At 63.7% G+C, this 25539-nt stretch carries 18 protein-coding genes and 2 pseudogenes; 13 read left to right on the forward strand and 7 right to left on the reverse strand.

Annotated features, from left to right (window positions below):
- The first annotated feature begins 129 nt into the window (after positions 1-129).
- A complete protein-coding gene (locus HALRU_RS01975; RefSeq protein WP_015299745.1) occupies positions 130-2067 on the forward strand; it encodes a histidine kinase N-terminal 7TM domain-containing protein in 1938 nt (645 codons plus the stop codon).
- On the opposite strand, the gene metX is transcribed toward HALRU_RS01975, so the two are convergent.
- The 4 genes and pseudogenes from metX to HALRU_RS01995 form a co-directional block, all read right to left on the reverse strand.
- Positions 2064-3308 (reverse strand): homoserine O-acetyltransferase MetX, encoded by a 1245-nt coding sequence (gene metX, locus HALRU_RS01980; protein WP_015299746.1) that lies wholly within the window; start codon positions 3306-3308, stop codon positions 2064-2066. The genes HALRU_RS01975 and metX overlap by 4 nt on opposite strands.
- Positions 3309-3575: 267 nt before the next feature.
- Positions 3576-3806 (reverse strand): annotated as a pseudogene (locus tag HALRU_RS01985) (transcriptional regulator); the annotation flags it as partial.
- Positions 3807-4928, reverse strand: coding sequence for a biotin synthase BioB (gene bioB / locus HALRU_RS01990; protein WP_015299747.1), 1122 nt, complete (start codon positions 4926-4928; stop codon positions 3807-3809).
- Positions 4929-5035: 107 nt separating this feature from the next.
- Entirely contained in the window at positions 5036-6463 is a 1428-nt protein-coding gene (locus HALRU_RS01995; RefSeq protein WP_015299748.1) for an O-acetylhomoserine aminocarboxypropyltransferase/cysteine synthase family protein, read from the reverse strand.
- Between the two features lie 292 nt (positions 6464-6755).
- Between HALRU_RS01995 and HALRU_RS02000 the strand changes: the two genes are divergently transcribed.
- The 4 genes from HALRU_RS02000 to HALRU_RS02015 all read left to right on the forward strand — a co-directional run bounded on the left by HALRU_RS02000 (position 6756) and on the right by HALRU_RS02015 (position 11866).
- Entirely contained in the window at positions 6756-7235 is a 480-nt protein-coding gene (locus HALRU_RS02000) for a cupredoxin domain-containing protein (protein WP_015299750.1), read from the forward strand.
- 168 nt (positions 7236-7403) lie between these two features.
- Entirely contained in the window at positions 7404-8807 is a 1404-nt protein-coding gene (locus HALRU_RS02005; protein ID WP_015299751.1) for an ATP-binding protein, read from the forward strand.
- Between the two features lie 180 nt (positions 8808-8987).
- Positions 8988-9812 (forward strand): MBL fold metallo-hydrolase, encoded by an 825-nt coding sequence (locus tag HALRU_RS02010; RefSeq protein WP_015299752.1) that lies wholly within the window; start codon positions 8988-8990, stop codon positions 9810-9812.
- A gap of 263 nt (positions 9813-10075) precedes the next feature.
- A complete protein-coding gene (locus HALRU_RS02015; RefSeq protein WP_015299753.1) occupies positions 10076-11866 on the forward strand; it encodes a M3 family oligoendopeptidase in 1791 nt (596 codons plus the stop codon).
- Here the strand turns inward: HALRU_RS02015 and HALRU_RS02020 are convergent.
- Positions 11863-12894 (reverse strand): DUF5787 family protein, encoded by a 1032-nt coding sequence (locus HALRU_RS02020; protein ID WP_015299754.1) that lies wholly within the window; start codon positions 12892-12894, stop codon positions 11863-11865. The two genes, HALRU_RS02015 and HALRU_RS02020, sit on opposite strands and share 4 nt — an antisense overlap.
- A gap of 308 nt (positions 12895-13202) precedes the next feature.
- Between HALRU_RS02020 and HALRU_RS02025 the strand changes: the two genes are divergently transcribed.
- A complete protein-coding gene (locus HALRU_RS02025) occupies positions 13203-13829 on the forward strand; it encodes a DUF4255 domain-containing protein (protein ID WP_015299755.1) in 627 nt (208 codons plus the stop codon).
- Positions 13830-14023: 194 nt separating this feature from the next.
- On the opposite strand, the gene HALRU_RS02030 is transcribed toward HALRU_RS02025, so the two are convergent.
- Complete coding sequence (locus HALRU_RS02030) at positions 14024-16942, reverse strand: ATP-binding protein (RefSeq protein WP_015299756.1); 2919 nt, start codon at positions 16940-16942, stop codon at positions 14024-14026.
- Between the two features lie 357 nt (positions 16943-17299).
- Between HALRU_RS02030 and HALRU_RS02035 the strand changes: the two genes are divergently transcribed.
- The 6 genes and pseudogenes from HALRU_RS02035 to HALRU_RS02060 all read left to right on the forward strand — a co-directional run bounded on the left by HALRU_RS02035 (position 17300) and on the right by HALRU_RS02060 (position 23952).
- On the forward strand, positions 17300-18538 hold the full coding sequence (locus HALRU_RS02035) for an eCIS core domain-containing protein (protein ID WP_015299757.1): 1239 nt from the start codon (positions 17300-17302) through the stop codon (positions 18536-18538).
- Positions 18539-18544: 6 nt separating this feature from the next.
- Complete coding sequence (locus HALRU_RS02040) at positions 18545-19489, forward strand: hypothetical protein (RefSeq protein ID WP_015299758.1); 945 nt, start codon at positions 18545-18547, stop codon at positions 19487-19489.
- Between the two features lie 161 nt (positions 19490-19650).
- Entirely contained in the window at positions 19651-20853 is a 1203-nt protein-coding gene (locus tag HALRU_RS02045) for an eCIS core domain-containing protein (protein WP_015299759.1), read from the forward strand.
- A gap of 167 nt (positions 20854-21020) precedes the next feature.
- Entirely contained in the window at positions 21021-21695 is a 675-nt protein-coding gene (locus tag HALRU_RS02050) for a hypothetical protein (protein ID WP_148680397.1), read from the forward strand.
- A 291-nt stretch (positions 21696-21986) separates the two neighbouring features.
- Positions 21987-22993 (forward strand): annotated as a pseudogene (locus tag HALRU_RS02055) (eCIS core domain-containing protein).
- Between the two features lie 5 nt (positions 22994-22998).
- Positions 22999-23952, forward strand: a complete 954-nt coding sequence (locus tag HALRU_RS02060; protein ID WP_015299763.1) for a hypothetical protein — start codon at positions 22999-23001, stop codon at positions 23950-23952.
- Positions 23953-24163: 211 nt separating this feature from the next.
- On the opposite strand, the gene HALRU_RS02065 is transcribed toward HALRU_RS02060, so the two are convergent.
- Entirely contained in the window at positions 24164-24949 is a 786-nt protein-coding gene (locus tag HALRU_RS02065; RefSeq protein ID WP_015299764.1) for an SDR family oxidoreductase, read from the reverse strand.
- 189 nt (positions 24950-25138) lie between these two features.
- On the opposite strand from HALRU_RS02065, the gene HALRU_RS02070 reads away from it, so the two are divergent.
- Complete coding sequence (locus HALRU_RS02070; protein WP_015299765.1) at positions 25139-25534, forward strand: ribbon-helix-helix protein, CopG family; 396 nt, start codon at positions 25139-25141, stop codon at positions 25532-25534.
- Positions 25535-25539: the final 5 nt, after the last annotated feature.

Below are 25539 nucleotides of genomic sequence, written 5' to 3' on the forward strand. Positions count from 1 at the left end.
CGAATCGCTCAACTACCGAGCGCGTCCAGTCAGGACCGATGCGACGCGTTGCTCGGCCCGATACGCCGCTCGAACCGGCCTGGCCAGTAACTATAGGTCGCCCTGGTTCCGATACGGAGTATCGCTACAATGGCTGTCGGCGACCTGCCGTTCTGGGCGATCCTGTACGTCATCGCCAATATCGTCGGGGTCGTCCTCTCGTTCGTTCTCGGATATTATGCGTGGAGACACCGCGACGAACCGGGAGCGACGTCGCTCGTGACGGTCGTGGTGGGTGCCGCGATCTGGTCGGCGATGGTGCTCCTGCGCATCGCCACCGGACCGTACGTCTTAGACGGGCCGTTCTGGCTCACCACGCTCTGGAACCGGGTGATGTTCCTGGGCATCGGACTCACCGTGGCGGGCTGGTTCGGGTTCGCACTCGAGTTCACCGGCCGCGAGCGGTTCGCGACGCGGAAGACGGCCGCTTTACTCGCGATCCATCCGGTGGCGATCTCGTTCGTCGCGTGGTTCGCTCCTGATCTCCTCTGGGCGGTGTTCGAACCGTCGTCGACCGATTTGACGGGATTCACCAGCGAGTGGGGTTCGGCGTTCGTCGTCCACAACCTGTACGCCTACGGATTGTCGATGATCGGCCTCTTTTTCCTGCTCGGGTACATCTTCCGCAACCGATCGCTCTACCGAAAGCAGGGCCTCGCCGTGCTCCTCGGATCGCTGTCGCCCTTCGTCGGAAACCTCGTCTATCAGGGCGGGCTCGTCCCCGTCGATCTCGCGCCCACGGCGTACGTCATCACCGGCCTGGCCTTTGGCTGGGCGATCTTCAGCTACCAACTCATGGACGTGACGCCGATCGCCAGGGAGCACGTCGTCGACACGATCGACGACGCCGTCTTCGTCCTCGACAGAGACGACCGGTTCGTCGACCTCAACCCCGCTGCGGCGGCACTCTTCGAAGTCGATCGGGACGACGTCCTCGGTGAACACATCCGGACGGTCGTCTCCACGCACACGGAACTCCTGGATCGCTACGAAGACGCGGAGCGAGTCGAGGACGAAATCGACGTGCAGGCCGACGACGAACGACGAAGCTTCGAGATCCGGATCTATCCACTGTTCGACGATCACGACCGGCTGGTCGCCCGCCAGTTCCTCCTGCACGACAACACCCACCAGCGCCGACGCCAGCGACAACTCGAACACCAGAACGAGCAACTCGAACGCGTCGTCAGCGTCGTCTCGCACGATCTCCGGAATCCGATCAACGTCGCTCGCGGCTACGTGGACGTGACGAAGGAGACTGGTGACATCGACAACTTGGAGCCCGCCGAGCAGTCGTTCGATCGGATGGAGACGATCATCGAGGACGTGCTCACGATGGCCAGGGACGGTGGTGGCGTCGACGACACCGAACCGGTGCCTCTCGACGCCATCGCCGAGAACGCGTGGCAGCAGGTCGATACCGGCGAGGCGACCCTCGAGGTAGTCGACTCGACGACGTTCGCGGCTGACCGGCGAAAACTCCAACGCCTGCTGGAGAACCTCTTTCGGAACAGTGTCGAGCACGGCTCGACAAGCAGTCAGGGCGGTTCCCGCCCTGACGACAGCGTGGAACACGGTTCCACGAGCAGTCGGCCGAAGGCCGACGACAGTGTCGAGCACGGCTCGACAAGCAGTCAGGGCGATTCCCGCCCTGACGACAGCGTGGAACACGGTTCCACGAGCCGTTCGGAACCTGCCGATTCCGAAGACGCGATCGATCACGCCGACGGGACGCTGACCGTCACGGTCGGGACCATTGACGCCGACGACGGATCGATCCTGATCGAGGGCGAGTCGTTCGGGTTCTACGTGGCCGACGACGGACCGGGAATTCCCGCAGGCGAGCGACCCGACGTGCTCGACGCCGGGTATACGACCGCCGAGACCGGCACCGGACTCGGCCTCTCCATCGTCCAGAGCATCGCCGAAGCACACGGGTGGACCGTCGAGATAACGGAATCGCGGACGGGCGGCGCGCGGATCGAACTGACCGGTATCGTCCCCGTCGGGCGGGCGGCCGCGGTTTAAAACAGGCCGGTGTGAACGGGGGCGTGGTCGTCACGATCCGTCGCGCTATCGGTGTCCGTCACCGCCCGTCCGGCCACGCCGTCGACGAGGAAATCCGCGAGCGGCGGGTTCAGGCGGTCGGGTTCGACGAGGAACGCGTCGTGGCCGTGCGTCGAATCGACGACGTGGTGGGCGACCGACGTTCCCGTCTCCCGAAAGCCGTCGGCGATGGCGCTCGATTGTTCGACCGTGAAGTGCCAGTCGCCGGTGAAACTCACGACCAGGGCTTCCCCAGCGAATGCGGCGAGTGCGTCGGCGACCGAACCGAAACCGGTGGCGAGGTCGAAGTCGTCCATCGCCTGCGTGAGGTAGCAGTAGCTGTTGGCGTCGAACCGATCGACGAACGCCTCGGCATTGTAATCGAGGTAGGACTCGACGTCGCGGTAGGGGAAGAAGTCAGTCGTCGGACCGGGCGGGAACCGCTCGCCGCCAGCGTCGCGGCCCACAGCCCGTCTCCCGAATTTCTCGGCCATCGACTCCTTCGAGAGGTACATGACGTGGCCGAGCTGGCGAGCGATAGCGAGTCCCTGATTCGGATCCGGTCGATCGTCGCCGTAGTAGTCGCCGCCGTTCCAGTTGGGGTCGGTCGTGATGGCGCGCCGGGCGATGGCGTCCAGCGCGAGACACTGTGCGTCGAGTCTGGGAGCGGTCGCGATGGCGGCGACGCGATCGACGTCGTCGGGATAACGACGAACCCACTCGAGGGCGTTCATCCCGCCGACGGAGCCGCCGACCACGGCGTGCAATCGGCCCACACCGAGTTCGTCGAGCAGGCGACGTTGTGCCCGCGTCCAGTCGCCGACGGTTACCGGCGGGAACTCGCTCCCGTAGGGTTCGCCGGTTTCGGAGTTCTCGCTCGCGGGGCCGGTCGTCCCGTAGCACGACCCGGGCACGTTCGCGCAGACGACGAAGTACTCCGTGGTGTCGATCGCCGTCCCCGGACCGACCGTGTCGTCCCACCAGGCGCGAGCCTGGCCGGTTGTCGTCTGATCGGCCACCCCTGCGCCCGCTTTCCCGCGTCTGGCGACGTGTGCGCTGCCAGTGAGAGCGTGGCAAACGAGGACGGCGTTCGAACCCGTAAACTCACCGTAGGTCTCGTAGGCGACCTCGAGTGTGGGAACGGTCTCCCCACACTCGAACGTGAACGATCCGAGGTCGATGCGCTCCGCGCTCACCGCGGCCACCCCACTGTCGGTCGCCACAACTGGACCGCTCGCTGCCACGTCGATTCGGTTCGTATCGGTGTGCCAGTTCGATCGCCCGCGGTCGGCCTGCCGGCCATCGCGCCGCTAGCGGGTGTTTCGACAACCATCCCGCCGCCTGCCGTCACCGGACGATTCGCCGACGATTTCCTGTCACGAATTGCCGACGTGCTCCAACGAACCATGTGTATGGTGCATATCTTCAGAGAGATTAATAACTGGCAGTTACGGCAAGAATCGTCCGCATCGAAATTTGGGTTCGTCGACCGCGGACGCCGCACCGTCGTCCATCGATGTCCCGCCGTCGGCTCCGGCTTCGTCGCCAGTCGGTCCGCTCGCGACGTTACCTTCGGTCGCCGCCAGCAGTTCCTCGACGTCGCGTTCGCCGTGGTCGATGGCGACCCCACTGCGGTCACACGCCGCGACTGGCATCAGCCCGTCTTTGTCCTGTGCGACCGCGAGCGTTCGTCTCCCGATTCCCCTCTCGTCGATTCGCACTCACTCGTCGACCGCGTCGGCGACGCTCGTCGCCGTCCCGGCGGCCGTTTCGACGCGGTCGGCCTCGTCGTCTGTGTGTCCGGCGACCGACTCCGGATCGAAGTCGTTGACCGCCGTATTCGGCTCCAGCCCCGCCCGTTCGATCACCTCGATGTCGTCGCCGGGCGACTGGCCCGACGTAGTGAGGTAGTCACCGGTGAGGATGCCGTCGGCACCCGCCTCGAAGGGCAGGTGCTGTTCGTCGGGTTCGAGGGCGACCTCGCGACCACCCGTCAGTCGCACCCGCGCCTCGGGATGCAGCAGTCGGTAGACGGCGATGGTCGTGAGGATCTCGGCGGTCGTGATCGCCGGGGAGTCGCCAAAGCGCTCGCCAAGCGGCGTCCCGGCGACGGGGTTCAACACGTTCACCGGGAGCGAGGAGATCCCGATCTCCTGGAGCGCGATCGCCGCGTCGACGCGGTCGGTCGGCGCCTCACCCATGCCGAGGATCACCCCTGCACAGGTGTCCATCCCGGCGTCCTGCGCTCGTTCGAGCGTCTTCACACGGTCCTCGAAGCGGTGGCTGTCGATGATCTCGGGGAAATATCGCGGGGAGGTCTCGATGTTGTGATTGTAGTGGTTGATTCCCTCGTCGGCCAGAATCTCCGCCTCCTCGCGCGTGAGGATGCCGAGGCTCGCGTCGACCTCGACGTCGGTCTCGTCGCGAACCAGTCGAATCGCTCTGAGGACGTCGGCCCACTCGTCGGGGCGGTGTGCCTTCGAGACACCTTTCTCCGCGACGACGATCCCGAATCGCTGGGCACCGTCACGTTCCGCTCGCTTCGCTGCGACGAGGATCTCCTCGGGATCGAGGAAGCCGTACGTGTCGATCCCCGTGTCGAAGTGGACCGACTGCGCGCAAAAGCCGCAATCCTCGGCGCAGTTGCCCGCTTTGGCGTTGACGATCGAGCAGGCGTCGACGGTCCCGTCGCCGAAGTGTGCCCGGACGGCGTCGGCCGCCGGTGCGAGGTCGGACAGCGGTTGTGCGATCAGTGCCAGGCCGTCACGTCGATCGAGTCGCTCGCCGGCCAGGACGCGTTCGACCGCGTCGTCCACCGTCCGGTTTCCAGTCTCGTAAACCACGAACGAAAAGTAGGTTTACGAGATACTAATTATTGTCGATGTCGCTTCGAACGAATTATGTGCGTGATTGATTGGTGTACAGCGACGGGAAGCGGACTGCCGCCCGGTTACGGGCGGGGCGAGGCCGACGTCGCTCGCTCGATCGCCTGCTCGAAGTCCGCGAGCAGGTCTGCCGGATCTTCTATCCCTACGGAGACACGGACCAGCTCCTCGGAGACGCCGGCATCGGCCCGCTCGTCCGGGGTGAGTTGTCCGTGAGTCGTACTCGCCGGGTGGATGACGAGCGTCTTCGCGTCGCCGACGTTGGCCAGGAAGGAGGCCAACTCGACGGATTCACAGAAGCGTTTGCCCGCCTCGAACGCGGAGGGGCTGGCGTCGTCTCCAGCCACGAGTCCGAAGGCGAACATTCCACCGAAGTCGTCCAGGTACCGTCTCGCGGTGTCGTGGGTCTCGTGTGAGTCCAGACCGGGATAGGAGACCCAGGCGACATCGTCGTGATCGGCGAGGTAGTCGGCGACGATCGCGGCGTTCTCACAGTGACGAGCCATCCGAAGGGGGAGCGTCTCCAGGCCCTGCAGCGTCTGCCAGGCGTCGACGGGTGATTGGCCGTTGCCGAGGCTTCTGAGCGAGCGAAACCGGGCCGCCGCGGCGAAAGGGGCCTCGGCGAAGTCCCGACCGAAGTCGACGTCGGCGTAGGCCGGATTCTCGCCGGCGAGTTCGGGGTACCGGTCCGCGTGGTCACGCCAGGGGAAGCTCCCGCCGTCGATCAGGATCCCGCCGAGCGTGGTTCCGTGGCCGTGGAGCCACTTGGTCGTCGACGCCCAGACGATATCGGCGCCGTGCGCTATCGGCCGACAGAGCGCTGGCGTGGCGAACGTGTTGTCCACGACGAGGGGGACGCCGTGGTCGTGAGCGATCGACGAAATTGCCTCGAAATCCGGCGTGACGAGCGAGGGATTGCCGATCGTCTCGACGTGAACGAACGCAGTCTCGGCGTCGATCGCGTCGGCGTAGGCGTCAGTATCGAGCGTCGGGACGAACCGCGGTTCGATCCCCCGACGAGCGGCGGTCGAGCGGAAGTACGCGGTCGTGCCGCCGTAGGTGTCGGTCGAGCAGACGACGTTGTCGCCGACGCCCGCGAGCGGGAGCGTAATCGCGTCGAGAGCTGCCATCCCGCTTCCCGTCGCCACGGCGCCGGTACCGCCGGCGAGCTCGGCGAGTCGGGTCTCGAGTGTGTCGACCGTCGGATTGGCGATCCGCGAGTAGATGTAGTCGTCTCGCTCCAGCGCGTAGCGCGCCGCTGCATCGTCGGCGTCGACGAACTCGTACGAGGTCGACTGGACGATCGGGGTCGCGGCGGCGCCGGTGCCCGGATCGGGTCGATAGCCCCCGTGGAGACTTCGAGTGGCGAGCGCTGTGCGCCGATTTCGGTCCGCCGATCGGTTGCTGTTCGCCTGTGTCCCTTCTTTTGCTTGCCCGTCTCGGGGTGTCGACCACCCGTCGTCCGATCTGGGGAGGTCTCCCTCATCACGCATGTTCTATAGTAATGTTCCCTTCGATTTTTATGCACATCAGTAACGGCAAAAGCCGCCTCTCCGTCTGTGGCCGGTTCGTCTATCGGTTTCGAGAGCAGATCGAGGATGGGCCGTACACAGATTCATCGCAGATCTGGAACCACGGCCGATCCAGTCGACTCAGTTACCGGTCGTCGGTGAACGCTCCCCGATTGGAATGGACGGTTCGCCAGCACACATGATTCGCGGTAGCGCCTCTCACGATGGGGATCTAACGGTTCGTTTTTACCTGTTCAGTCCAAATACGCTCCCGATGACTCGATCACACGATGTTTCGCGACGAACAGCGCTCAAGCTGACCGGTGCTGCCGCTGCAGCGACCACCCTGGCAGGCTGTGGCAGTAGCGACAACGGGGACGGAGACGGCTCGGGTGGCGACGACAATACCGGCGGTGGCGACGAGTACGAGATCGAGCCCGGGACGGAGATCATGTTCGCCGGGCTGACGAGCCACTGGGAGGGTAATGCGCCGCCGGAGATCGAGGGCACGCAGAACCCGACGCTGGTGTTGACCGAGGGCGAGACGTACACGATCGGGTGGGACGAGGGCAACGGCGCGGGCCACAACATCGAACTGCGCGACGACAGCGGCTCGGTCGTCGACGGCCTGGAGACGGATCTCGCGATGGAACCGGGCGACGACCAGATCCTCGAGTTCGAGGCGACCAGCGAGATCACGACCTACCGCTGTCAGCCCCACTCGGGCATGGAAGGCTCCATCGTCGTCGAGTAAACCCAACACCGGCAGTCGTTCATCGTCTCAGAACCGCTGGTGATTCCTGTAGCCATAAGACGGCGATTTTGACCCTCACTACCGACGGCTAGCCTGGCGTCACCGTTACCCTTGATTGCCGTCGTGAAGACGACGCCGTTAAGGCCGTCAGGGGAGAAGATCCGGAGAATGACTGATGGGGCAGTCGACGTCGTGGAGTTTCTCCTCACGGCGAACGGGTACACGAACGATCGGACGTTCGACGAGAACGATCTTCGACCGGCGTATCGGAACGTGTTCTGGTCCGTTCCGACCGGTGGTACCGACGGTGACGAGGAGGAGTCTCAGAATCGACGGCGTGTGACGAACGGGGGTATCGAACGACCGCTCGCGACGACGACGAAGACGGCTCGAGCGGCGACGGGCGTCCAGCAACCCTGGGAGGCAGTCTCGGAACTCATGTTCACCGACCGGGACGACTTCTCGGGGACGCTCTCGCTGACGGATCGAGAAATTGCCGAAGAGTGGTACGTCGACCGCGTCGACGACGACCGGCTCCTCGAGAATCCGGTTCTCGCGAAACGGTTCGAAGACGAGACCGACGTCGACTACGAAACGGCGCGCGAGCAAAACCGGCCGATACAGGCCGATCGGGTCTGGATCGACGGCCTCCTCGCGGAGTACTTCGACGACGAGGACGACGAGGAGATGCTGGATCTCGTCGACGTCAGAGCGCCGGAGGAGATCGATCTCACGCTCGACGACCTGGTGCTCACGGCGGATCAGGAGGCCGAGATCAACAAGATCGCGAAGGCGATCGAACATCGCGATTACCTCGCCGACATCGGCCTGCGCGAGATCGGGAAACTGCTCTTCGTCGGGCCGCCGGGGACGGGGAAAACGTCGACCGCCCGGGCGCTCGCACGGGACATGGACCTCCCGTTCGTGGAGGTGAAGCTGTCGATGATCACGTCCCAGTACCTCGGGGAAACCGCGAAGAACGTGGACAAGACCTTCGAGGTGGCCAAACGGCTCTCGCCGTGTATCCTCTTTATCGACGAGTTCGACTTCGTCGCCAAGACGCGCCGATCGGACGAACACGCCGCCCTGAAGCGCGCCGTGAACACGCTGCTGAAGAGCATCGACAACGTCTCGCTCATCCAGGACGACGTCCTCCTCATCGGTGCGACGAACCACCCGGACCAACTCGACGCGGCCGCCTGGCGCCGTTTCGACGAGATCGTCAACTTCCCCAAGCCCGACACCCGCATGCGAAGCGATATTTTGCAGGTGATCACCCGGACGATGGACATCGAGGAGTTCGACCCACTGGCCATCGCCGAGATCACCGAGGGGCTGACCGGGAGCGACCTCCGGATGGTCATGCGCGAGGCCGTCCTCGAGGCGCTGACCGAGAACCGGACGACGCTGACGCAGGACGACTTAGAGGACGCCGTCGAGGGCTTCGAGGAACGGGACAACCTGAAGAACATGGACATGATCGAGGGCGACCACGACGCCCTCGTCGCCGGCGGCGACATCAGCGGGGCGAGTGGCGGAGACTCCGCGGGCGGGCATAGCCACGATCACTGAGGACCACTGCGACGATTACCGCTGTCCAGCGGGCACCGCGTATCGAAGTCTCCGTCGAGAAACACCCTTATATCGCGGCTTCGAACGGCGAGGTAATGACGCAACCTCCGAGAAGCGACGCACGAACCGGTCGTCACGTGGGGAACGTCCTCGCCGACCGACAGTGGAGGGGAGACTGACGTGCGCGTCACGCTGCTGGGAACCGGCGACACGACCGGCACGCCCACGGTCGGCTGTGACTGTGACACCTGTACAGCCGCCCGCGAGCGCGGGGTCGAACGGACGCGGTTTTCGGTTCACGTCGCAAACGAGCGCACGGGCGAGTCGCTGTTGATCGACGCCAGTCCAGACTTTCGCTATCAGTTCCTCCGCGAGGGCGTCTCACTGCCCGACGCGATGGTCATCTCTCATATTCACTTCGACCATCTGGACGGGCTCGGCAACGTGTTCCGGATTCTGGACGACGTCCCCGTCTACGCTGCAGACGAGACCGACCCCGAGACGGGACAGAGCGTCGCCGAGACGGTCGCCGACGATTACTACTACCTCGACGCGATCACGCCCGAACCCCGGACCCCGTTCGAACCGTTCGAGGCCTGCGGGTTCGAGGTGACGCTCGTCCCCGTCGATCACCCGCCGCTCGTGTGCTACGGCGTGGTCGTCGAAGAGCCGGAGACGGGTGCGAAACTGACGTTTTCGGGCGACACCTCCTACGACGTGCCCGACCGTTCTCGCGAGGTCATGGCCGACCCCGACCTTTTCCTGGCCGATGCGATCGTTCCGGCCTCACTGTGTGAGCACCACCCGCTCGGCGGTCGCCACGAAGGACCTGACGGCACGCCCCGGACGTTCGGCACCAAGCACATGACCCGCGAGGGTGCCCTCGCGCTGGCGGAAGACATCGGTGCCGACGAGACCCGGCTGGTCCACCTCGCGCACTTTTACCCCGCGGACGAGGCCTTCGAGGACCCGCTCGCCGTCGACGGGGAAGTGTACGACATTTGAGCCGGACCTCTCGCAAAGACTAAGTGCCGACGGCCCAACCAATTGCCAACGGCAGGCGATTCATGACCCGCTCTCTTCCCTTCTGATCTCGGTTTCACCGCGCTGTGACCACCACTCACAGCGTCAGCGCCGCTCGCCGACTACACCGGGCTACCGCAGTCGTTCCGTCGGACCATCCCGATCGGAGACGGCTCCGTGACGACGCGATATCGTTCAGCGTCGCAATCGGGACGACTCGTGCGTAGCCACCCCAGACCAATCACATGCAACGATCACGATCCGACATCGACGACCGCTACCAGTGGAACCTCACGACTATCTACGAGACGCCGGCCGACTTCGACAGCGAGTACGAGCGGGCCGATACTCTGGTCGACGCGATCAGTGACGAACTGGACACGCCGCCCGAAGATTCCGCGACTCTCGTGGCCCTGCTCGAACGATTCGAGCGTCTCACTGCGGCCCGAACCCGCCTCGTTTGCTACGCCGAGTGTTCGCGAACGATCGACCTGACCGACGAAACTGCCGTCGAACGCCGTGACCGCGTTCGGTCACTCGAGGCGGATCTCGATGCCCTCGCTACCGATATTCGCCGGTACCTCCGTACCCACGCGAATCGACTGGCGGAATTGCGAACCGAGACGGACGACCTGACACCGTTCGACAGATTCGTCGAGAACGCGATGGACGGGCCGACCGGTGAGCAGGCGCTGCACTCTCTCCTCGAGACGTTCGGCGACGTCCTCGACGGCCACGATCGGACCTTGATGGCGATCTGTGACGAGGACTTCGAACCGCCGATCGTCGAGGGATCCGACGGCGACCCGGTGGCCGTGCGCTGGCACGGTCGCGTACAACTCCTCAAAGACCCCGATCGGGACTTCCGCCGTCGAGTGTACGAGACGTTTCACGACGCCCTCGACGAGCGCGCGAACGCCATCGCGACCGCCTGGACGGAGAAGCTCCGTACGCGCACCCGGGTCGCCGATGCCCGCGGGTTCGACTCGATCCGCGAGATGGGACTCTCGAAGCCGAGCTATCCGAAGACGGGGATCCACCTCTCCGCCCCACCGGCGGTTCACGACACACTGCTGGAGACGGTGAGCGAGAATCTGGAACCGTTCTACCGATTGCAGCGCCGTCGCCGCACACAGCTCGGCGTCGACGAACTCAGACCCTGGGACCGTCACGTCTCGCTTACGACCCGGACGGAGCCGACGGTTCCCTACGAAGACGCTCGCGAGTACGTCCTCGCTGCCGTCGAGCCGCTCGGCGTCGAGTACCGGACGCGACTCGAAGCGCTCCTCGACGAACGGCGAGTCGATGTCTACCCGGCTGCCGATTCTCGCGACGTCACGTACTGTCTCTCGGCGTCGGGAGTTGGCCCCTTCGTCTCGCTCTCGTACGACGGGAGCGTCCGGGCGCTCTTTCACTTCGCCCACGAGCTGGGTCACGCGATGGAGACCGACCTCCGTGCCGACGTGCGTCGGCCGCTTTACGAGACGACGCCCAGACCGGTCGAAGAGGTTCCGAGCCTCGTCCACGAACTGCTACTCGCCGACCACCTGCTCGATAGTGGCGACGACGCGCTCACGGCCCACGTCTTGAACCGGCGACTCGACGCCATCGGCGGCAACCTCTTCGGTGCCGCCCAATCCGCCCGATTCACCCACGAGGCTGCACGAATCGTCGAACGCGGCGACTCACTCACCCGGTCCCGACTGGACGGTATCAACCGCGAGCTCCACAGCGAGTTCCGGCCGGTCGAGAAACCCGCCGAGTACACGCCGTCGTCCTGGCTCGCACGTGCCCACGTCCGCGAACCGTACCACAACTACCAGTACGTCCTCGGCGCGGCCGGCGCTGTGTCCGTGTACGAGGCCCTCGTGGACGGTCGACTATCGGTCGAAGACTACCGTGCGTTCCTCGAATTCGGCGGAACGAAAGCCTCGATGGAACAATTCGCCCATCTCGGGGTGGACGTGACCGCGGCGGCCCCGTACGAGCGAGCGGCCGCGTGGGTCGATCGGGACGTCGATTCGATCGAGACCTAGTCGCTGGCCCCATCTCCGCTCCAGTCGCCGAATCGATCCAGGCCCACCTGCCGCCGCGTCGACGGTTCCGGGTCGGCGACCCACGGTGTCCGTGCCTCGCGCTCCGCGCTCAGGTCGACAGCCACCGGATCCGCCGGTTCGTACCCTGGACACGACGGCCCGCACTCAGAGGCTGCGTCGACTGCGCGTCCCTTCCACGAACAGTTGGGGAGCGTCGCGGTCGGTCCACCATCTCCGCCGACGGCGCTCCCTGTACACGACGCACACGGCGGAAACGCGTACGTTCGCCAGCCCTTGCCGTAGGCGCGTTCGGCGAGCCGTCGTCGGGCGGTGGCCTTCTCCGCCGGCGAGACGATTTCGACGTCCGTGCGCCCGGGATACGAGGAGAGCGGCTCGATGCCCGGTTCGTCGACGGGTAGCGTGCTCGGTTCGCGAACGACCTCGATCGTGGGCAGTTCGATGTCGTCGTCACCCGCGCGGTGGACGCGCCAGACGCCCACCTCCGGGGGGATGCGATTCAGGTGGGCGCCGGTGACGTAGCTCTCCGTCGCGAGGACGATTTCGTCGACGAGCGCGAGCGAGACGTCGGTCCGTAGCTGGCGTTGCAGGTCACCCGGCGTCCCGAGATCCGGTTTGTTCTCGATGGCGAGGAGTCGCTCCGTCCAGTCGGTCGGATACCGGGCGACCTGTCGAACGCACTCGCGACCGTTCCGGCGCGTTCGTTCGAGGAAGCCGATTTCGACCCCGCGCTCGACGGCCTGGCGCGCCCGATCGGGGTGACAGTCGAGTGCCGTCCGCCAGGGCGTCCACCGGCCCGGCCCGATGTCGGCCGCGAGCAGCACGTCCGGAATCGTCTCTGCTGTGAGCGCGCGTCGCCGGTCGAACTGCGGGCCTGGTTCGACGATCACCACGTCGACGATGCGCCCGCCCGGATTCGCGACGCTGGCCCCGAGCTGCCTGGCGACGATCCCGTCGCGCCGCTCTTCGAGGGCGGCACACAGTTCGAGTTCGAACGCGAACTCGCGCACGGGCAGAGACACGGGGTTCGAAACGAAAAACTCGTGGGTTCGCCCGCGTCGATTACGAGCCTCGTCGCACTCTCCCGTCCGCACACCTCGTCTGGGTGGTGGTGGTGATGGCAGTAGTGGTGATGATGGTGGTTCGTTTTACTGGTTGGGAGGACACGTTGATTGAATTCCCAAACGTAGTTGGTGATTGGGTCCACACTGGGACACATGATGACGAACGATGTGAGCCGGCGCCCGGTCCCCGAGACGTTTCCGACACCGAGCTGGGGGTCGAAATCGTCGGTGCCCGTCGTCGAGGTGGGCTCCTGATGGGGTCGCCATCGGCGTTTCGCGACCTCACGACGCTCTTGCTGGACGTCCTGCAGGCACGACTCGCTGGTGGGGATGACCCATTCGTCGAAGAGCACCAGGTGAAGCCGCTGGCACCGACGGCGATGGACGACGACTCGAACGTTCGCGTCGGTCTGTATCTACACGCGGTCTCGACGGACACCGGTCGGACGAGCGAGTCTCCGGAAATCGACGACGGCCACAAGACCCGGCCGCCGTTGCGACTCGAAGCCCATTACGTACTCACGGCGTTCCCGGATTCCACGCTCGAGGATGAAGCGAACGGTGTTCTCGACCAGCACGAGGTGCTCGGGACGGCGATGCAGGCCCTCTACGACAACAGCGTGATCGATCCCGACAACGTCCCGCCGTCGATCGGCGACCAGCAACTCACTATCTCCCACGACGATCTGGACGAGGTCGAAACGCTCGATCTCTGGCGGTCGTTCACGGAGGCACCCAAACAGCCGTGTGCGACCTACCGCGTCGGCCCGATCATGATCGACTCGACCCAGCGAACCGCCTTCGAACGCGTCAGCGAACGCGACGTCCGCGTTTCGCGGGACGAAGACCCCGGTGGGACGACAGGCGACGAGACGAACTAAACGGAGCTACCGACCACGGAGACGTGCTGTCGGCCCCTTCTCCGCTAACCGGCTGGCGACTCTCTCTCTCTCTCTCTCTCTCTCTCTCTCTCGATCGCGACGGCTTCCGTCGCGTCGTGCGATCGATTCATACCTGCCCACTTCAGGCGGCTCCGCTATCTGTCAGCGTCAGGCGACTCTGATATCTGTCCATTTCAGGCGGTCTCGGTCGGTGCGTCGCGTCTGATCGCGTAGATTCGCCAGCGGCCGTCGTCCGGTCTGCACTCGATCTCGGTCGGCAGTTCGTGGGAGTTCGAGGTTTCGACGAACTCGAGGACGGTTCGATCAGCCTCGTCGACGATGCGGTCGATCGAGCCAGCGAGCTCGACGTTGGTCAGGTCCATGGCGATCACGTCGCGTTTCGAGAGCGGGTCGACATCGGCATCTGCATGATACAGCGCGGCCAGCCCCTCGACGTCCCGGGAGTGGATGCGGTCGTAGAACTGTCGGACGACGGTTTCGGGGTCGCGTGCGTTCGAGTCGGGTTCGGGGATGCCGGTGTCGTCGCCTTCCTCGGCGGCGGTCCCGTCAGAGTCGGTGCCATCGTGGGGGCCGGTGCTTCCGCTGTCGCGACCGGTCGCGACGCCACGGTCGTCGGTGCCGTCTCCGGCCCCCGGATCGGACGTGGCCGTCTCGTCGCTGGTCGATTCGTCGCCGAGTCCGTCGCCACCGAGCCCCTCGCCGTCGAGGTAGCGCATCCGGAATCTGGTTTCGAAGTCGCGGTTGACGTGCTGGGTGTCGTAGGTTCGCAGGCGATCTTCGTACCCGTAAAACTCCTCTCCCAGTGCGACGCCGCCGGCCTCGCTGGCGTACTGCAGGGCGAGGATGACGTGATCGAAGGTGATGGTGACGTCCGCGAGAGAGTTCGTCTCACCCGAAAGCGGCTGGCCCTCGTGGGCCTCGGTGGCGGCGATGTAGGCGGCGTACTTCGCGACCTTGCGGATGATCGCGGGCGTGAGCGACTTCATGCCGAGGAAGCCGTAGTCGAACTCGCTCGTATCGACGTTGGCTTCGTCGGGGAAACTCTCACGCCAGAGCTGGCGGCGGAGGTGTTCCTGCGGCACGTCGAAGCGGATGGCGTGGGCGATGCGCCGTTTGAACGCGGGGTCGATGCCCGAGCGTTTGTTCGTCGTCAGGAGGGCGATGCCGTCGAACGATTCCAGGCGCTGGAGGAGGAAGTTGGTGACGTTGTTGGCGTGGCGATCGGTGGCGTCGCCGACATCCGTTCGCTCGCCGAACAGTGAGTCGGCTTCGTCGAACAGGAGGATGGCGTTCGAGCGTTCGGCCTCGTCGAGCAGCGCGGCCAGCTGGCTCTCGGTCTCGCCGATGTACTTGTCGACGATCTGGGCGAGATCCACGCGGTAGAGATCGAGGCCGGTTTCGTTCGCGAGGATTTCCGCGGCCATGGTCTTCCCGGTGCCGGGCTGGCCGTAGAAGAGGGCGACGACACCGTCCCCACGGCTTCCGGGTTCGCCGAAGCCCCACTCGCTGGTGACCGCGCCGCGGTACTGGAGGTGCCCACAGAGCTCCCGGAGGTGGGTCTTGGGCTTGTCGTTGAGATAGAGATCGTCCAGTTCGTAGCCGGGCTCCATCCGGTCGGCCAGCGCTTCGAGATTGGACGCGGAGTAGCGCTTGCATGCCTCGTAGAGGTGTTCCCGTTCGAGTTCACCGTCCACGGGAGCGAAGGCGTCGGCCGATGCGGACTCTTCCGGCGCTTCGACGCCCTCCTGTTCTGATCGACAGAGGTAGCGAGCCGTCTTGATCGCTCGACGGATATCATGCTGGGGGAGTCGAAAGTTGGTCGCGACGTTCTCGACGAGGTAGGACTCGGCGACCTCGTCGGCGTACTCCTCCCAGATGGTGAGTCGGGTATTGTACTCGGGGAACGGGCAGTGTACGGTCTCGACGCGGTGGTGGGCGAGGTCGACATCGGGTTTCCAGTCCTCGGTGTGTGAGACAAAGACGTCACCGGGCGCGTCGTCGAACCGTTCGACGATCGAGTCGACCGTGGGCGCGTCGGGATCGGGCATGGCGAGGCCCCCTTCGTCGTTGAGCCCGACCGCGGGTTCCTCATGGCGGTCGGTGACACGTTCCAGACCGGTGAGGTGGATCGCCGCGTCCTGCAGGGCGGCCTCACGGATCAAGCGAGTGCACAGGTCGTCGTCCTCGACGATATCGGTCGCATCGGCGCGGAGGATTGGCGTGCCGGCGTCGGTGAGTGCTGCGGGGAGGCGGTCCTTGCCGGTGCCGTCTTCGCCGGCGAAGTGGTAGATGGTGGGCGCCTCGGTCGCGGTGGATCGGTCTCGAACGGTTTCCAGCGTATCGGTCGTCACCTCGTCGAAGATCAGATCGGAAAGCGTACGCTCGGCCCGCTCGATGGAAACGAGATCGGCGAGCGCGCGATCGAGACTGTCTTCGCCCTTGAGATAGTCGACGATGCGCTTGTCGACCGTGACGGTGTCGTACGTCGCTGGGGTTCCACCACCCGTTCGATGACGAACGAGCAGGTCGTACTGGAACAGCGGGGACGACGGAGCGAGTACCTCGCCCAGCGACCTCGCTTCGGATTCGTCGGAACTTCGATCGATACAGACGAGCAGATCTTCCAGAAGATCGATCGTGAGGAGTTTCGGTCGGTTGGACCCGTGCCACGCACCGTAGGTGTAGCCGATGGTTCGATCGAACGCGGGGGCGAGTGCGAACAGGAGTGCGTCGAGCTGTGGTCTCGATAGGTCGAACGCACTCGCCAGGGTGACGAGCCGGAGGTCGGTACCGACCTCTCGTGTCTGTTCGACTGCGTCGTCGATGTCCGCAGTGAGTTCTTCGAGCTTCGTCCGTTCTGCCGACCCGAGGTCGAAAGCCGATTCGTGAGTGGTGCTGTCCGCCCCACTCAGCGAGCGGAGTTTCGATCCAGTACTACGGAGCGCCGTGGCGCTCGTCTCGGAACCGTTCGAGCCGCTGACGGTCGCCGTTCGATCCCCGGTCGTACCATCGGGAGGCTGGATGGCAGACTCGAGTACGAAGAGGGCCCGCTCGAACTCCGCTTCGAGGTGGTCACCACCGTGGGCGTACATACATCGCCTATTACGCTACGGAACGAAGTCATTTTTGACTCGATATAGAATAATACATATATACTCTTTGATTAGAAGTGCCTGGTATCTCGTAATCGGAATAGACGATGATATCGGAGTTTACCGCTTCAACCATGGAAACGATTATTATTCAATAGCGTGAAGCGTTTTCTAATGATTGGGTCCGGATTGGCATCGGCTCTCCCCAGGCACCGTCTCCGATGGGTGAGGCGATAGATGCCGCGAAAACGGAAGCGACGCGGAACGAACGAATCAGGCCGCTCGTCGGAGTCGGTCAAGAAGCGCTCTCGTTCACATGGTCGGGAGGCCGATGTCGACCGGAAGGCGTCGGCCGCGATGGCGAACCCGGTCAGGGCCGGCCACACCACGTATCCGGAGTTCGCCGACGGCGGTGCGCCGTTGGGTTCACCGGGGTGTCCTGTCGAGTCGCCGATTCCGCGGTCGAAACACCGACCGTTCGTCAGTCGCGGCTACGACCGGGAGGACCAGCGCAATATCATGCGGGCGATCGACGGTACCGGCACGCGCACGGACGAGGTACCAGACACCGTCTACGACGTGCTCGCGACCGGCGGCCGGGCGCTCGACACCTCCATCCAGCGCGCGCTGGAGGATCGGATGGACGCCGACTTCTCGGATGTCCGGATACACACGGGTCCGAAGGCGGCGAAGGCTGCGGACGCGATCAACGCGCGGGCGTTCACCTGCGGGAACGCGATCGTGTTCAACGACGGTGAATACGATCCAGAGAGCCCGGAGGGACAGTACCTGCTGGCGCACGAACTCGCACACGTCCGCCAGCAGACGGGCGCGGCGATCTCGATGATGCCCCAGCCGGATGCGGATTTAGAGATCGACCCGGATCCGCAACTGGAACGGGAGGCTGACCAGGCGGCGGAGGAAGCGCTGTCTGGCGAGGAGCCGCTGATCGTGAACCGGCTGGGAACGGACGTCCACATTCAGCGGTCGGCCAAGGGTGAATCGGAGTACGTCACCCGAGACGAAGTCCTCGAAATCGTCGACAACTACTACCGCGGGGCGATCGAGCAAGAGGCGAATCAGGATCCGCTCGCTGCCGGGCCCGAACGGACGACTGCGCAGGGAAGCGTCTCGCAACCAGCCAAAGAAGAATCTGGCGGCTTCCTCGCAACGGTGCAGAACGCGTGGACACAAACCAAAACGGCCGCGAGTAACCTGTCGCAAGTTGCGACGAAGGGTGCGGTTGGATCACTCGCAGCAGCGGGTGGGAAGCTTCTCGGCGGCCTCGGTGGCCGGAGCCTCGGAGGCTGGCTAGGCGGTGCGATCGGCTCACTGGGAGGTCCGATGGGTACAGTCGCCGGCGTTGCCGTCGGGCAGACGATCGGTACGACTGTTGGTGCTGAAGTCGTCGGTGGTGCGGTTGGAGACGTTGCGAAGGAGGTGACCGGTTACGCGTTGTCTCAGGAACACGCAGCGGCGATTGAATCGCTGCAGGAGAAATATCGTGAACTGGAGGAGGAAGTGAACGAACTAAGGAACAGTGCTAGTGTGACTGGCAGTGGAGCCTCACAGGGCGTCGGAACAAGCCGGAGGTAAAATTCTATGGATGGACTCATCACAGGCGAAAATAGCGAGCGTATAGGACTGAGTGTAATCGACAATAACCACGTTGAGCACATTATCGAAATGGAGTTTGATGGTGAGATCAAACACCACGATCAGGATGGTTATCCTGATGATCCCGCTGATCGAACTGAAGAAGGTAACGAGCGGGTAAACCAGGCTCGTCGGTACGCGCGGTACGTCGTGTTCGTAGAGGGGGGCTACGACACCATGCCGGCAGCCGAGAACCCAGTCCGGATCGATGGTGTTCGTCAAGTAATTGATGGTATGGACTCGACCGAGTTCGAGCAACACTTCAGTGATCTCTATCAGCAACTGGCGTACGAGGAGGGAGACGGAACAGAACCGGTTCTCACCGCCCCGGAGGGGGCGACGGACCCGTGTATTTACTGTACGAACCTCTACCTCGGTATCGATCCGCTGGAGACCGATTTCGGACAGCAACTTGCCGTCGAGCACGATCTCGACGTGACGGACTCGGCTGCCGATATCGACTTAACGGATGTCTCTCCCGGGGAACTCGACACGTGGGCCGAGTATGCTGGTGAATTCGCCGCGTATGCTGAGACTTCAATGGTGAATCTCAACGACGCCGCATATCTCGACGCCGTGTCTGCGTTGTACGTGAAGTATCCCGACGGACCGAGTCTGACGGCTGTGGACGATCATCTCGAACCGGCGGCTCGCGAACCGGATACGGTCATCGAATTGCTCCCGATCGATCCGCAGAACATCGAGTACTTTCAGTCGTTCATGGATCACTACCTGCGCTGTCAGATCCGAGACTCGTACGTCGAAATGGGTGTCCATCCGCCTGAAAAGTTCCGCGTGATTGGGATGGGGCGATTCATGTCGTCTTGGAGGTATGACAACATTGATTTCTACCCCGAATTCCACGACCCAAACGCGACGGTCTTCAATTGAGAATGTGTGTGCCTCCATTGCCGGATGTTTGCCGACCCGTCGGAACGGAAGGACGTAATGTCGAAGATGCAACGACGAACCTCGACCCTTGATTGGGCCCGTGGCCTGCTCACGCGCATCGGGCGCGTGTTTCAGAAACGTAGAATTGCGGGGTGTGGTCGATGAGAAACCGGATCGCCCAGCGAACATCCGATCGGTCGTTGTCGGACGAGTCAGAATCGTCCGAGCGGCGAGACGATCGACGGTCACGCCGAGAGACGCAGGCTGCAGCACCGATCGCCGAAGTGGGGATGCCCGTCATGCGTGCGTCGCAGCCGGCGACGACGGAGCCAGTTCCGCTGGGGCCGAAAGCGAGTGAGCGAGCGGGCGAACTCATCGCCGAGTTCCAGAATCGCCCCGAGGAAGTCCCGGACGACATCGAGCGCCAGAACCTGGCATCGCTCCAGCGGAACAAGGATGCCGATCAGGCGATTGGCTCAGCGGGCGACGCCGGCGTGCCCGAGTCCGTCCGCGAGGTGATCTCCTCGTCGGGCCAGTCGCTCGACGCGTCGATTCAGCATGCAGTCGAGGATCGAATGGGCGACTCGTTCGGCGACGTGCGTATTCACACCGGGCCGACGGCCGCGAAGGCTTGCGAGGACATCAACGCCCGCGCGTTCACGGTCGGGAATCACATCGCGTTCAACGCCGGCGAGTACGATCCCGAGAGTCCGCAAGGTCAGCACCTCCTTGCACACGAGCTAGCGCACGTCCGCCAGCAAACCGGCGGTACGATCTCGATGATGCCGCAGGCGAACGTCGACCTGGAGATCGACCCCGATCCACAGCTCGAACGCGAAGCCGAGGAGACCGCCCAGCGCGTGATGGAGGGCGGAGAATTAGGGATTCAGCGGATGGGCAAGACCGAGGTACACGTTCAGCGCTCCGTTCGAGGGACGCTATCGTCGATCACGGGCTCGCTGTTCGGCGGCGAAAACGACGATGACGACGGACTGTCGCTCGAATCGGTCGGCGACAAATCGGGCGTCGAAGAGCGACTCTACGCGCTGACGGAGAATCAGGAGCAGCTAGCGGCCAAAGTGGATGAGTTAACTCAAAAAGTGGAGGGTGGACTCTTTCAGGCAATCGCAGACGCTGGCGCCGGTGAAGCCATCAAGATGGGCGCAACCGAAATCGGGAAGCAGGCAAACGTTCCCTTCGGTGAAACGATCGGCTCACTGACTGGCGCAGCCCTCCAGGCAATCTACAACAATCGCGACAGAGTCCTTGAGATTCTCGGACTCAAGTCGGAGAATATGGATAAACTGGAAGAAAAGACTGGTGAAGGTAGCTCAACTGGTGACGCGAAAAGTAGGAGGTCATGATGATGGACGCAATAATCACCGGAGAGTCTGAACGAGTCGGGCTAAGTATAATTGACGCTAACGACGTTGAGCATCTTATTGAAGTGGAGTTCGATGGTGAGGTCGAATATCATGAACAGGACGGTTACCCAGATGACCCAGCCGAACGAACGGAGAAGGCCAACGAGATGGTGTTACAGGCCCGCGACTACGCCAAGTGGTACGTCACCCAGGAAACGAACTACAACACGGTTCCCTGGTACCTCAACACGGATCAATTGAAGGCAGTTCGAGAAGCCGTCGAAACCTGTTCCGAAGAAGAACTCGACCACCACTTCGGCCAGTTCTACCGACAGATAGCCGGCGAGTACAAAACTCACGTCGAGCCGCCGCTCCAGAATCCAGTTCCGGATGGCGAAGCGATCGACAGATATCGCGAGTACAAGTACGACATCTACCTCACGGCCGACGAGAGCGAAGTAGAGACGACCTCGGGCATCCACGTCATGTACTACGCCGGGAAAGGTGACCCGCGAACCATCGACGGTCACGACCCGTATCCGGATCGGAAACCCGACGGTCGACTCGAACACGTGGCGATCGATCTGGAGCGAGACCAGTTCGATGCGTTCATCGATTACCACCTTCGGTGTCAGATCCGCGATTCGTACCTCTCCCGTGGCGAGGAACCGCCAGAAGAGTATCGCGTTCTCGGCCCTGGCACTGACCACATGATGCGCCGGAGCATGTCGAGAGACTACGTTCCCGATTACCACGACTACAATGCCGATATCGACGGCTATCGGGCGGAAGATACATTCAACGCGGGAATCTTCGCACCGGTACTGGACCTGATTCGCTGAGTGGGGATGCATACGACCATCGCTGATCCGTCCCGGAAGCCGTCGATGGCTAAGCGCGCCCGACGGCGGCGCCCGGACGAAACGTCTTCGAAACGAGCGTCAGCGGAGGCGCGACGCCGCGAGCGGTCCGACTCGAAGCGATCCCAGGCGCGACAGAATCGAGCGCAGCAGGCTTCGGCGCAATTGCAGAATCCGGCGGTGGCCCACAGCACGTATCCGGAGCTAGGGCCGTCGGTGACGAACGCGGATCTGCCGGTCGACTCGGTGGTCCCCCAACCGAAACACGAACCGATGGCGAGTCGGGGCTATGGCGTCGAGGCCCAACACCATATCATGCGATCGGTCGAGGGGACGGGAACGGGCCCACACGACGTGCCCGATCCCGTGCTCGACGTCCTGGGAAGTGGCGGCGGCACCTCACTCGACGGGTCGATTCAGCGCGCGCTGGAGAATCGGATGGACGCCGACTTCTCGAACGTCCGTATTCACACGGGCCCGAAGGCGGCGAAAGCCGCGGACGCCATCGACGCGAAGGCGTTCACCTGCGGCAACGCCATCGTGTTCAATTCCGGCGAGTACGACCCAATACGCCGGAAGGACAGTATCTCTTAGCGCACGAGTTGGCGCACGTCAAACAGCAAACTGGTGCGGCAATCTCGATGATGCCGAAAGCGGATGCAGATCTGGAGATCGATCCGGATCCGCGGCTCGAGCGTGAGGCTGACCAGGCGGCGGAGGAAGCGCTGTTGGGCGAGGAGTCACTGATCGTCAATCGACTCGGCACCGATGTTCACATTCAGCGGATGCCCGAAGGGGAGCAGATCGACCAGGCTCGTCAGGAAGCCGACGAGCGCTTCGGTTCGAGCGTGCCGGCCGACCCGGAGGTTCTGGCGAAGGAAGTCGAACAACTCAAAGCGAACCAGCAGCAGGTGCTCGAAGTCCTGAGCCAGGCGCAACCGGGTGCACCATCCGAGGGCGAGTGGGGAGAGACGGCGACGAAGGGACTCATTGGCTCATTGGCGAGCATGGGAACGGGCGCTGCCGTCGGTGCAGCGGTTGGCTCGATCTTCCCCGGTCTTGGGACCGCAGCCGGCGCGGCTGTCGGAACAGCCGCATCCGGCGTCGTCGGCGATCTCGTGAAACAGGGCATCGGCTGGGCGTCGGACAATCTTGTCGACGAGAAGGCTGCGAGCCTCGAACAGATGTACGAGGAAATCTCGCGGATGTATGAGGAGTTGAAGGACGAACGTTCCACGACTGGATCCGCTCTTGAAGGTCTTGCAGAGAGCCAAAGGTAATTGATATGAATCCAAGAATTACAGGAGAAAATGAAAGCTTGGTCGGTATTAGTGTGATCGACAATAACGACGTTGAGCACCTTATTGAGATGAAGAAGGATGGTGATATATCTGGACATCAACAAGATGGCTACGACGACGATCCGGACAGACGAACCGAAGACGAAAACGAACACGTCAACCAGGCCCGCCGCTTCGCGAGGTACCACATCTACCGCGAACGCGGGTACGACACAGTCGAGCGCGCCGAGAACCCTGCGTACGTGAATGCGGTTAGACTGGCCATCCAACGCCTCTCCGACGCCGAGTTCGAGCGCTACTTCGGCCCGTTGCGCCAGCAGCTTCGCAGTCACCACGAAGACATCGACCGACCTATCGACCTTCCGTCGGGCGTCCGGGCACCCGACGCGGTGGTCTACGAACTCGACGTCTGGCTCGGCGTCGACGTTCCGGAAAGCGGCCTCGAAGGCCGGGCTCGCGACCTTGCAGAGGCCCACGGCCTCGACTACGACGACGGCACAGGAGTCACCAACCCGTCCGACGTGACGGAATCCGACCTGGCGAACTGGGAAGCCTTCGGCGACCATCTCGTCGACCTCGCCGATCCAGACGATCTCGAACTCGACGTCGCAGCGGTCTCGGGCATCCACGTCGGCTACCCGAACGCGCAGGGGAAACACGAGGTGCAGCGGGCCGACCGACCGCCCCTGGACCGCGAACCCAACGCCACACTCGAACTCATGCCTGCCGAACCCGGGCCGCTGGAGGAGTTCCGCGCGTATCTGGACCACCACCTCCGGTGTCAGGTGCGCGATTGCTTCGTCGGCATGGGACTCCTCCCGCCGGAGGCGTTCCGTGTGATCGGCTTTGGAAAATTCATCTACGCCCGCCGGTACGACCACTACGATCTCTACCCGCAACTGCATCTGCGGGACGGCGACCATACCGCCGCCATTTGATTCGCTTCGGCACGTCACACCCCTTCTTGGCTGATTGGCGGCACCATCCCAGACTGCCGCAAGCGAGCACGAAGCTAACCATTGGACTGGATCCTAACTGGACTTGACGGCCGGTCAGGCAGACCAGAAGCGCTGGCCGACGGACGTAACTGCGATACGGCGGTGAATTCCCACGCAGGAGAGTCGGCGTCTCTCGTCCGATCGCTCGCAGTCACCCGCGAATCGTTCCGCCGTCGATCGGGAGCTCGGCACCGTTGACGTAGCTCGCGCGTTCGCTCGAGAGAAACGCCACGACGTCGCCGAGTTCGTCGGGTTCGCCGATCCGTCCGAGTGGGACGTCTGCGGCCATCTCGGCGAGGCCGTCGTCGTAGTCCGCGTACTCGCCGCGTTCGACGCCGGAATCGATCAGGTCGACGACCCGGTCGGTTTCGATCAAGCCCGGCATGACGGCGTTGACGCGGACGGCGGGAGCGAACTCGCGCGAGAGTGTCTGGACGAGTCCGCTGACACCCCGGCGGACCGCGTTCGAGAGCAGGAGGCCATCCACCGCTTCGGTGACCGTTCGCGACGTGATACAGACGATCGAGCCAGTCTCGGCGTCCACCAGGTGCGGGTGGGCGCACTCGATGGTCCAGACGGCGCTCATCACGAGCTGGTCGTAGGCCTGGTACCACTGGCGCTCGGTCGTCTCCAGAAACGTCGTGGCTGGCGGCCCGCCGGCGGAGGTGACGAGGTGATCCAGCCCGCCGAAGGCGTCGACGGTCGCGTCGACGAGTCGCTCGACATCGTCCGGGTCGGTGATGTCGGCAGTGATGGCCAGCACGTCACCGTCGCCGACGGTTTCCAGTTCGGTCGCGGCGTCGTCGAGTCGTGACTCGTCCCGCCCGCAGATCGTGACGTCCGCTCCCTCTCTCGCCAGCGCACGTGCACTCGCGCGACCGAGGCCGGCCGAGCTTGCCGTCACCAGCGCAGCGTCTCCGTCGAGTCCGAAGTCCATACGAACACCGCTATTGCCGAGATGTAAAGTGTTCGGGAGCGATATACTCATGGGCGGGCTTCCAATCGACGTTCTCGTCGACGCGTGTGGCGAGACGCTGGTGACTCCATCTATCCGTCCGCCGCGGGCGCTCGCTCGAGACCTGTCTGACGAAGCGTTAAGTATCGTCACCGCACACTAGGACGCAGGATGGGCAACAAGAACAAGACGATCTCGTTCCGGGTCAACGAGGAGGCGTTCGCGGCGCTTCAGGAGATCGCCGAAGAGCGCGATATCTCGTTGTCCGCCGTCTTCCGGGACTACGTCGATACGCTCATCGAACACGACGGACAGGTCGCGGTCGTGCCGGAGGACGAACTCGAGGGTGACGAGTCGGACGAGAACGCATTCCCTCCGACCGTGGAGGTACCAAAGAGCTTCCTACGGGAACACGAACGACTCGAACTCGAGACCGAGCACCTCCGCGAACAGCTAGAAGAGCACAAGGCCTACGTCACCGACCTTCGCGACCGCGTCGACGACGAGGAAGAGGAAGTGCTCCTGCTCGACGATCTCGACGAAGACGAACCCTACCAGCTCGGCTGACGGCC

This window comes from Halovivax ruber XH-70 (assembly GCF_000328525.1).
Lineage (GTDB): Archaea > Halobacteriota > Halobacteria > Halobacteriales > Natrialbaceae > Halovivax > Halovivax ruber.

Excerpts from the sequence above, each read along its gene's own strand:
- HALRU_RS02015 (WP_015299753.1), top strand. The coding sequence starts at position 10,076 with ATGCAACGATCACGATCCGACATCGACGACCGCTACCAGTGGAACCTC.
- HALRU_RS02045 (WP_015299759.1), top strand. The coding sequence starts at position 19,651 with ATGAGAAACCGGATCGCCCAGCGAACATCCGATCGGTCGTTGTCGGAC.
- HALRU_RS01995 (WP_015299748.1), bottom strand. The coding sequence starts at position 6,463 with ATGCGTGATGAGGGAGACCTCCCCAGATCGGACGACGGGTGGTCGACA.
- HALRU_RS02065 (WP_015299764.1), bottom strand. The coding sequence starts at position 24,949 with ATGGACTTCGGACTCGACGGAGACGCTGCGCTGGTGACGGCAAGCTCG.
- HALRU_RS02025 (WP_015299755.1), top strand. The coding sequence starts at position 13,203 with ATGGGGTCGCCATCGGCGTTTCGCGACCTCACGACGCTCTTGCTGGAC.
- HALRU_RS02040 (WP_015299758.1), top strand. The coding sequence starts at position 18,545 with ATGGATGGACTCATCACAGGCGAAAATAGCGAGCGTATAGGACTGAGT.
- HALRU_RS02035 (WP_015299757.1), top strand. The coding sequence starts at position 17,300 with ATGGCGAACCCGGTCAGGGCCGGCCACACCACGTATCCGGAGTTCGCC.
- HALRU_RS02050 (WP_148680397.1), top strand. The coding sequence starts at position 21,021 with ATGGTGTTACAGGCCCGCGACTACGCCAAGTGGTACGTCACCCAGGAA.
- HALRU_RS02060 (WP_015299763.1), top strand. The coding sequence starts at position 22,999 with ATGAATCCAAGAATTACAGGAGAAAATGAAAGCTTGGTCGGTATTAGT.
- HALRU_RS02005 (WP_015299751.1), top strand. The coding sequence starts at position 7,404 with ATGACTGATGGGGCAGTCGACGTCGTGGAGTTTCTCCTCACGGCGAAC.
- HALRU_RS02070 (WP_015299765.1), top strand. The coding sequence starts at position 25,139 with ATGGGCAACAAGAACAAGACGATCTCGTTCCGGGTCAACGAGGAGGCG.
- HALRU_RS02030 (WP_015299756.1), bottom strand. The coding sequence starts at position 16,942 with ATGTACGCCCACGGTGGTGACCACCTCGAAGCGGAGTTCGAGCGGGCC.
- HALRU_RS02000 (WP_015299750.1), top strand. The coding sequence starts at position 6,756 with ATGACTCGATCACACGATGTTTCGCGACGAACAGCGCTCAAGCTGACC.
- HALRU_RS01975 (WP_015299745.1), top strand. The coding sequence starts at position 130 with ATGGCTGTCGGCGACCTGCCGTTCTGGGCGATCCTGTACGTCATCGCC.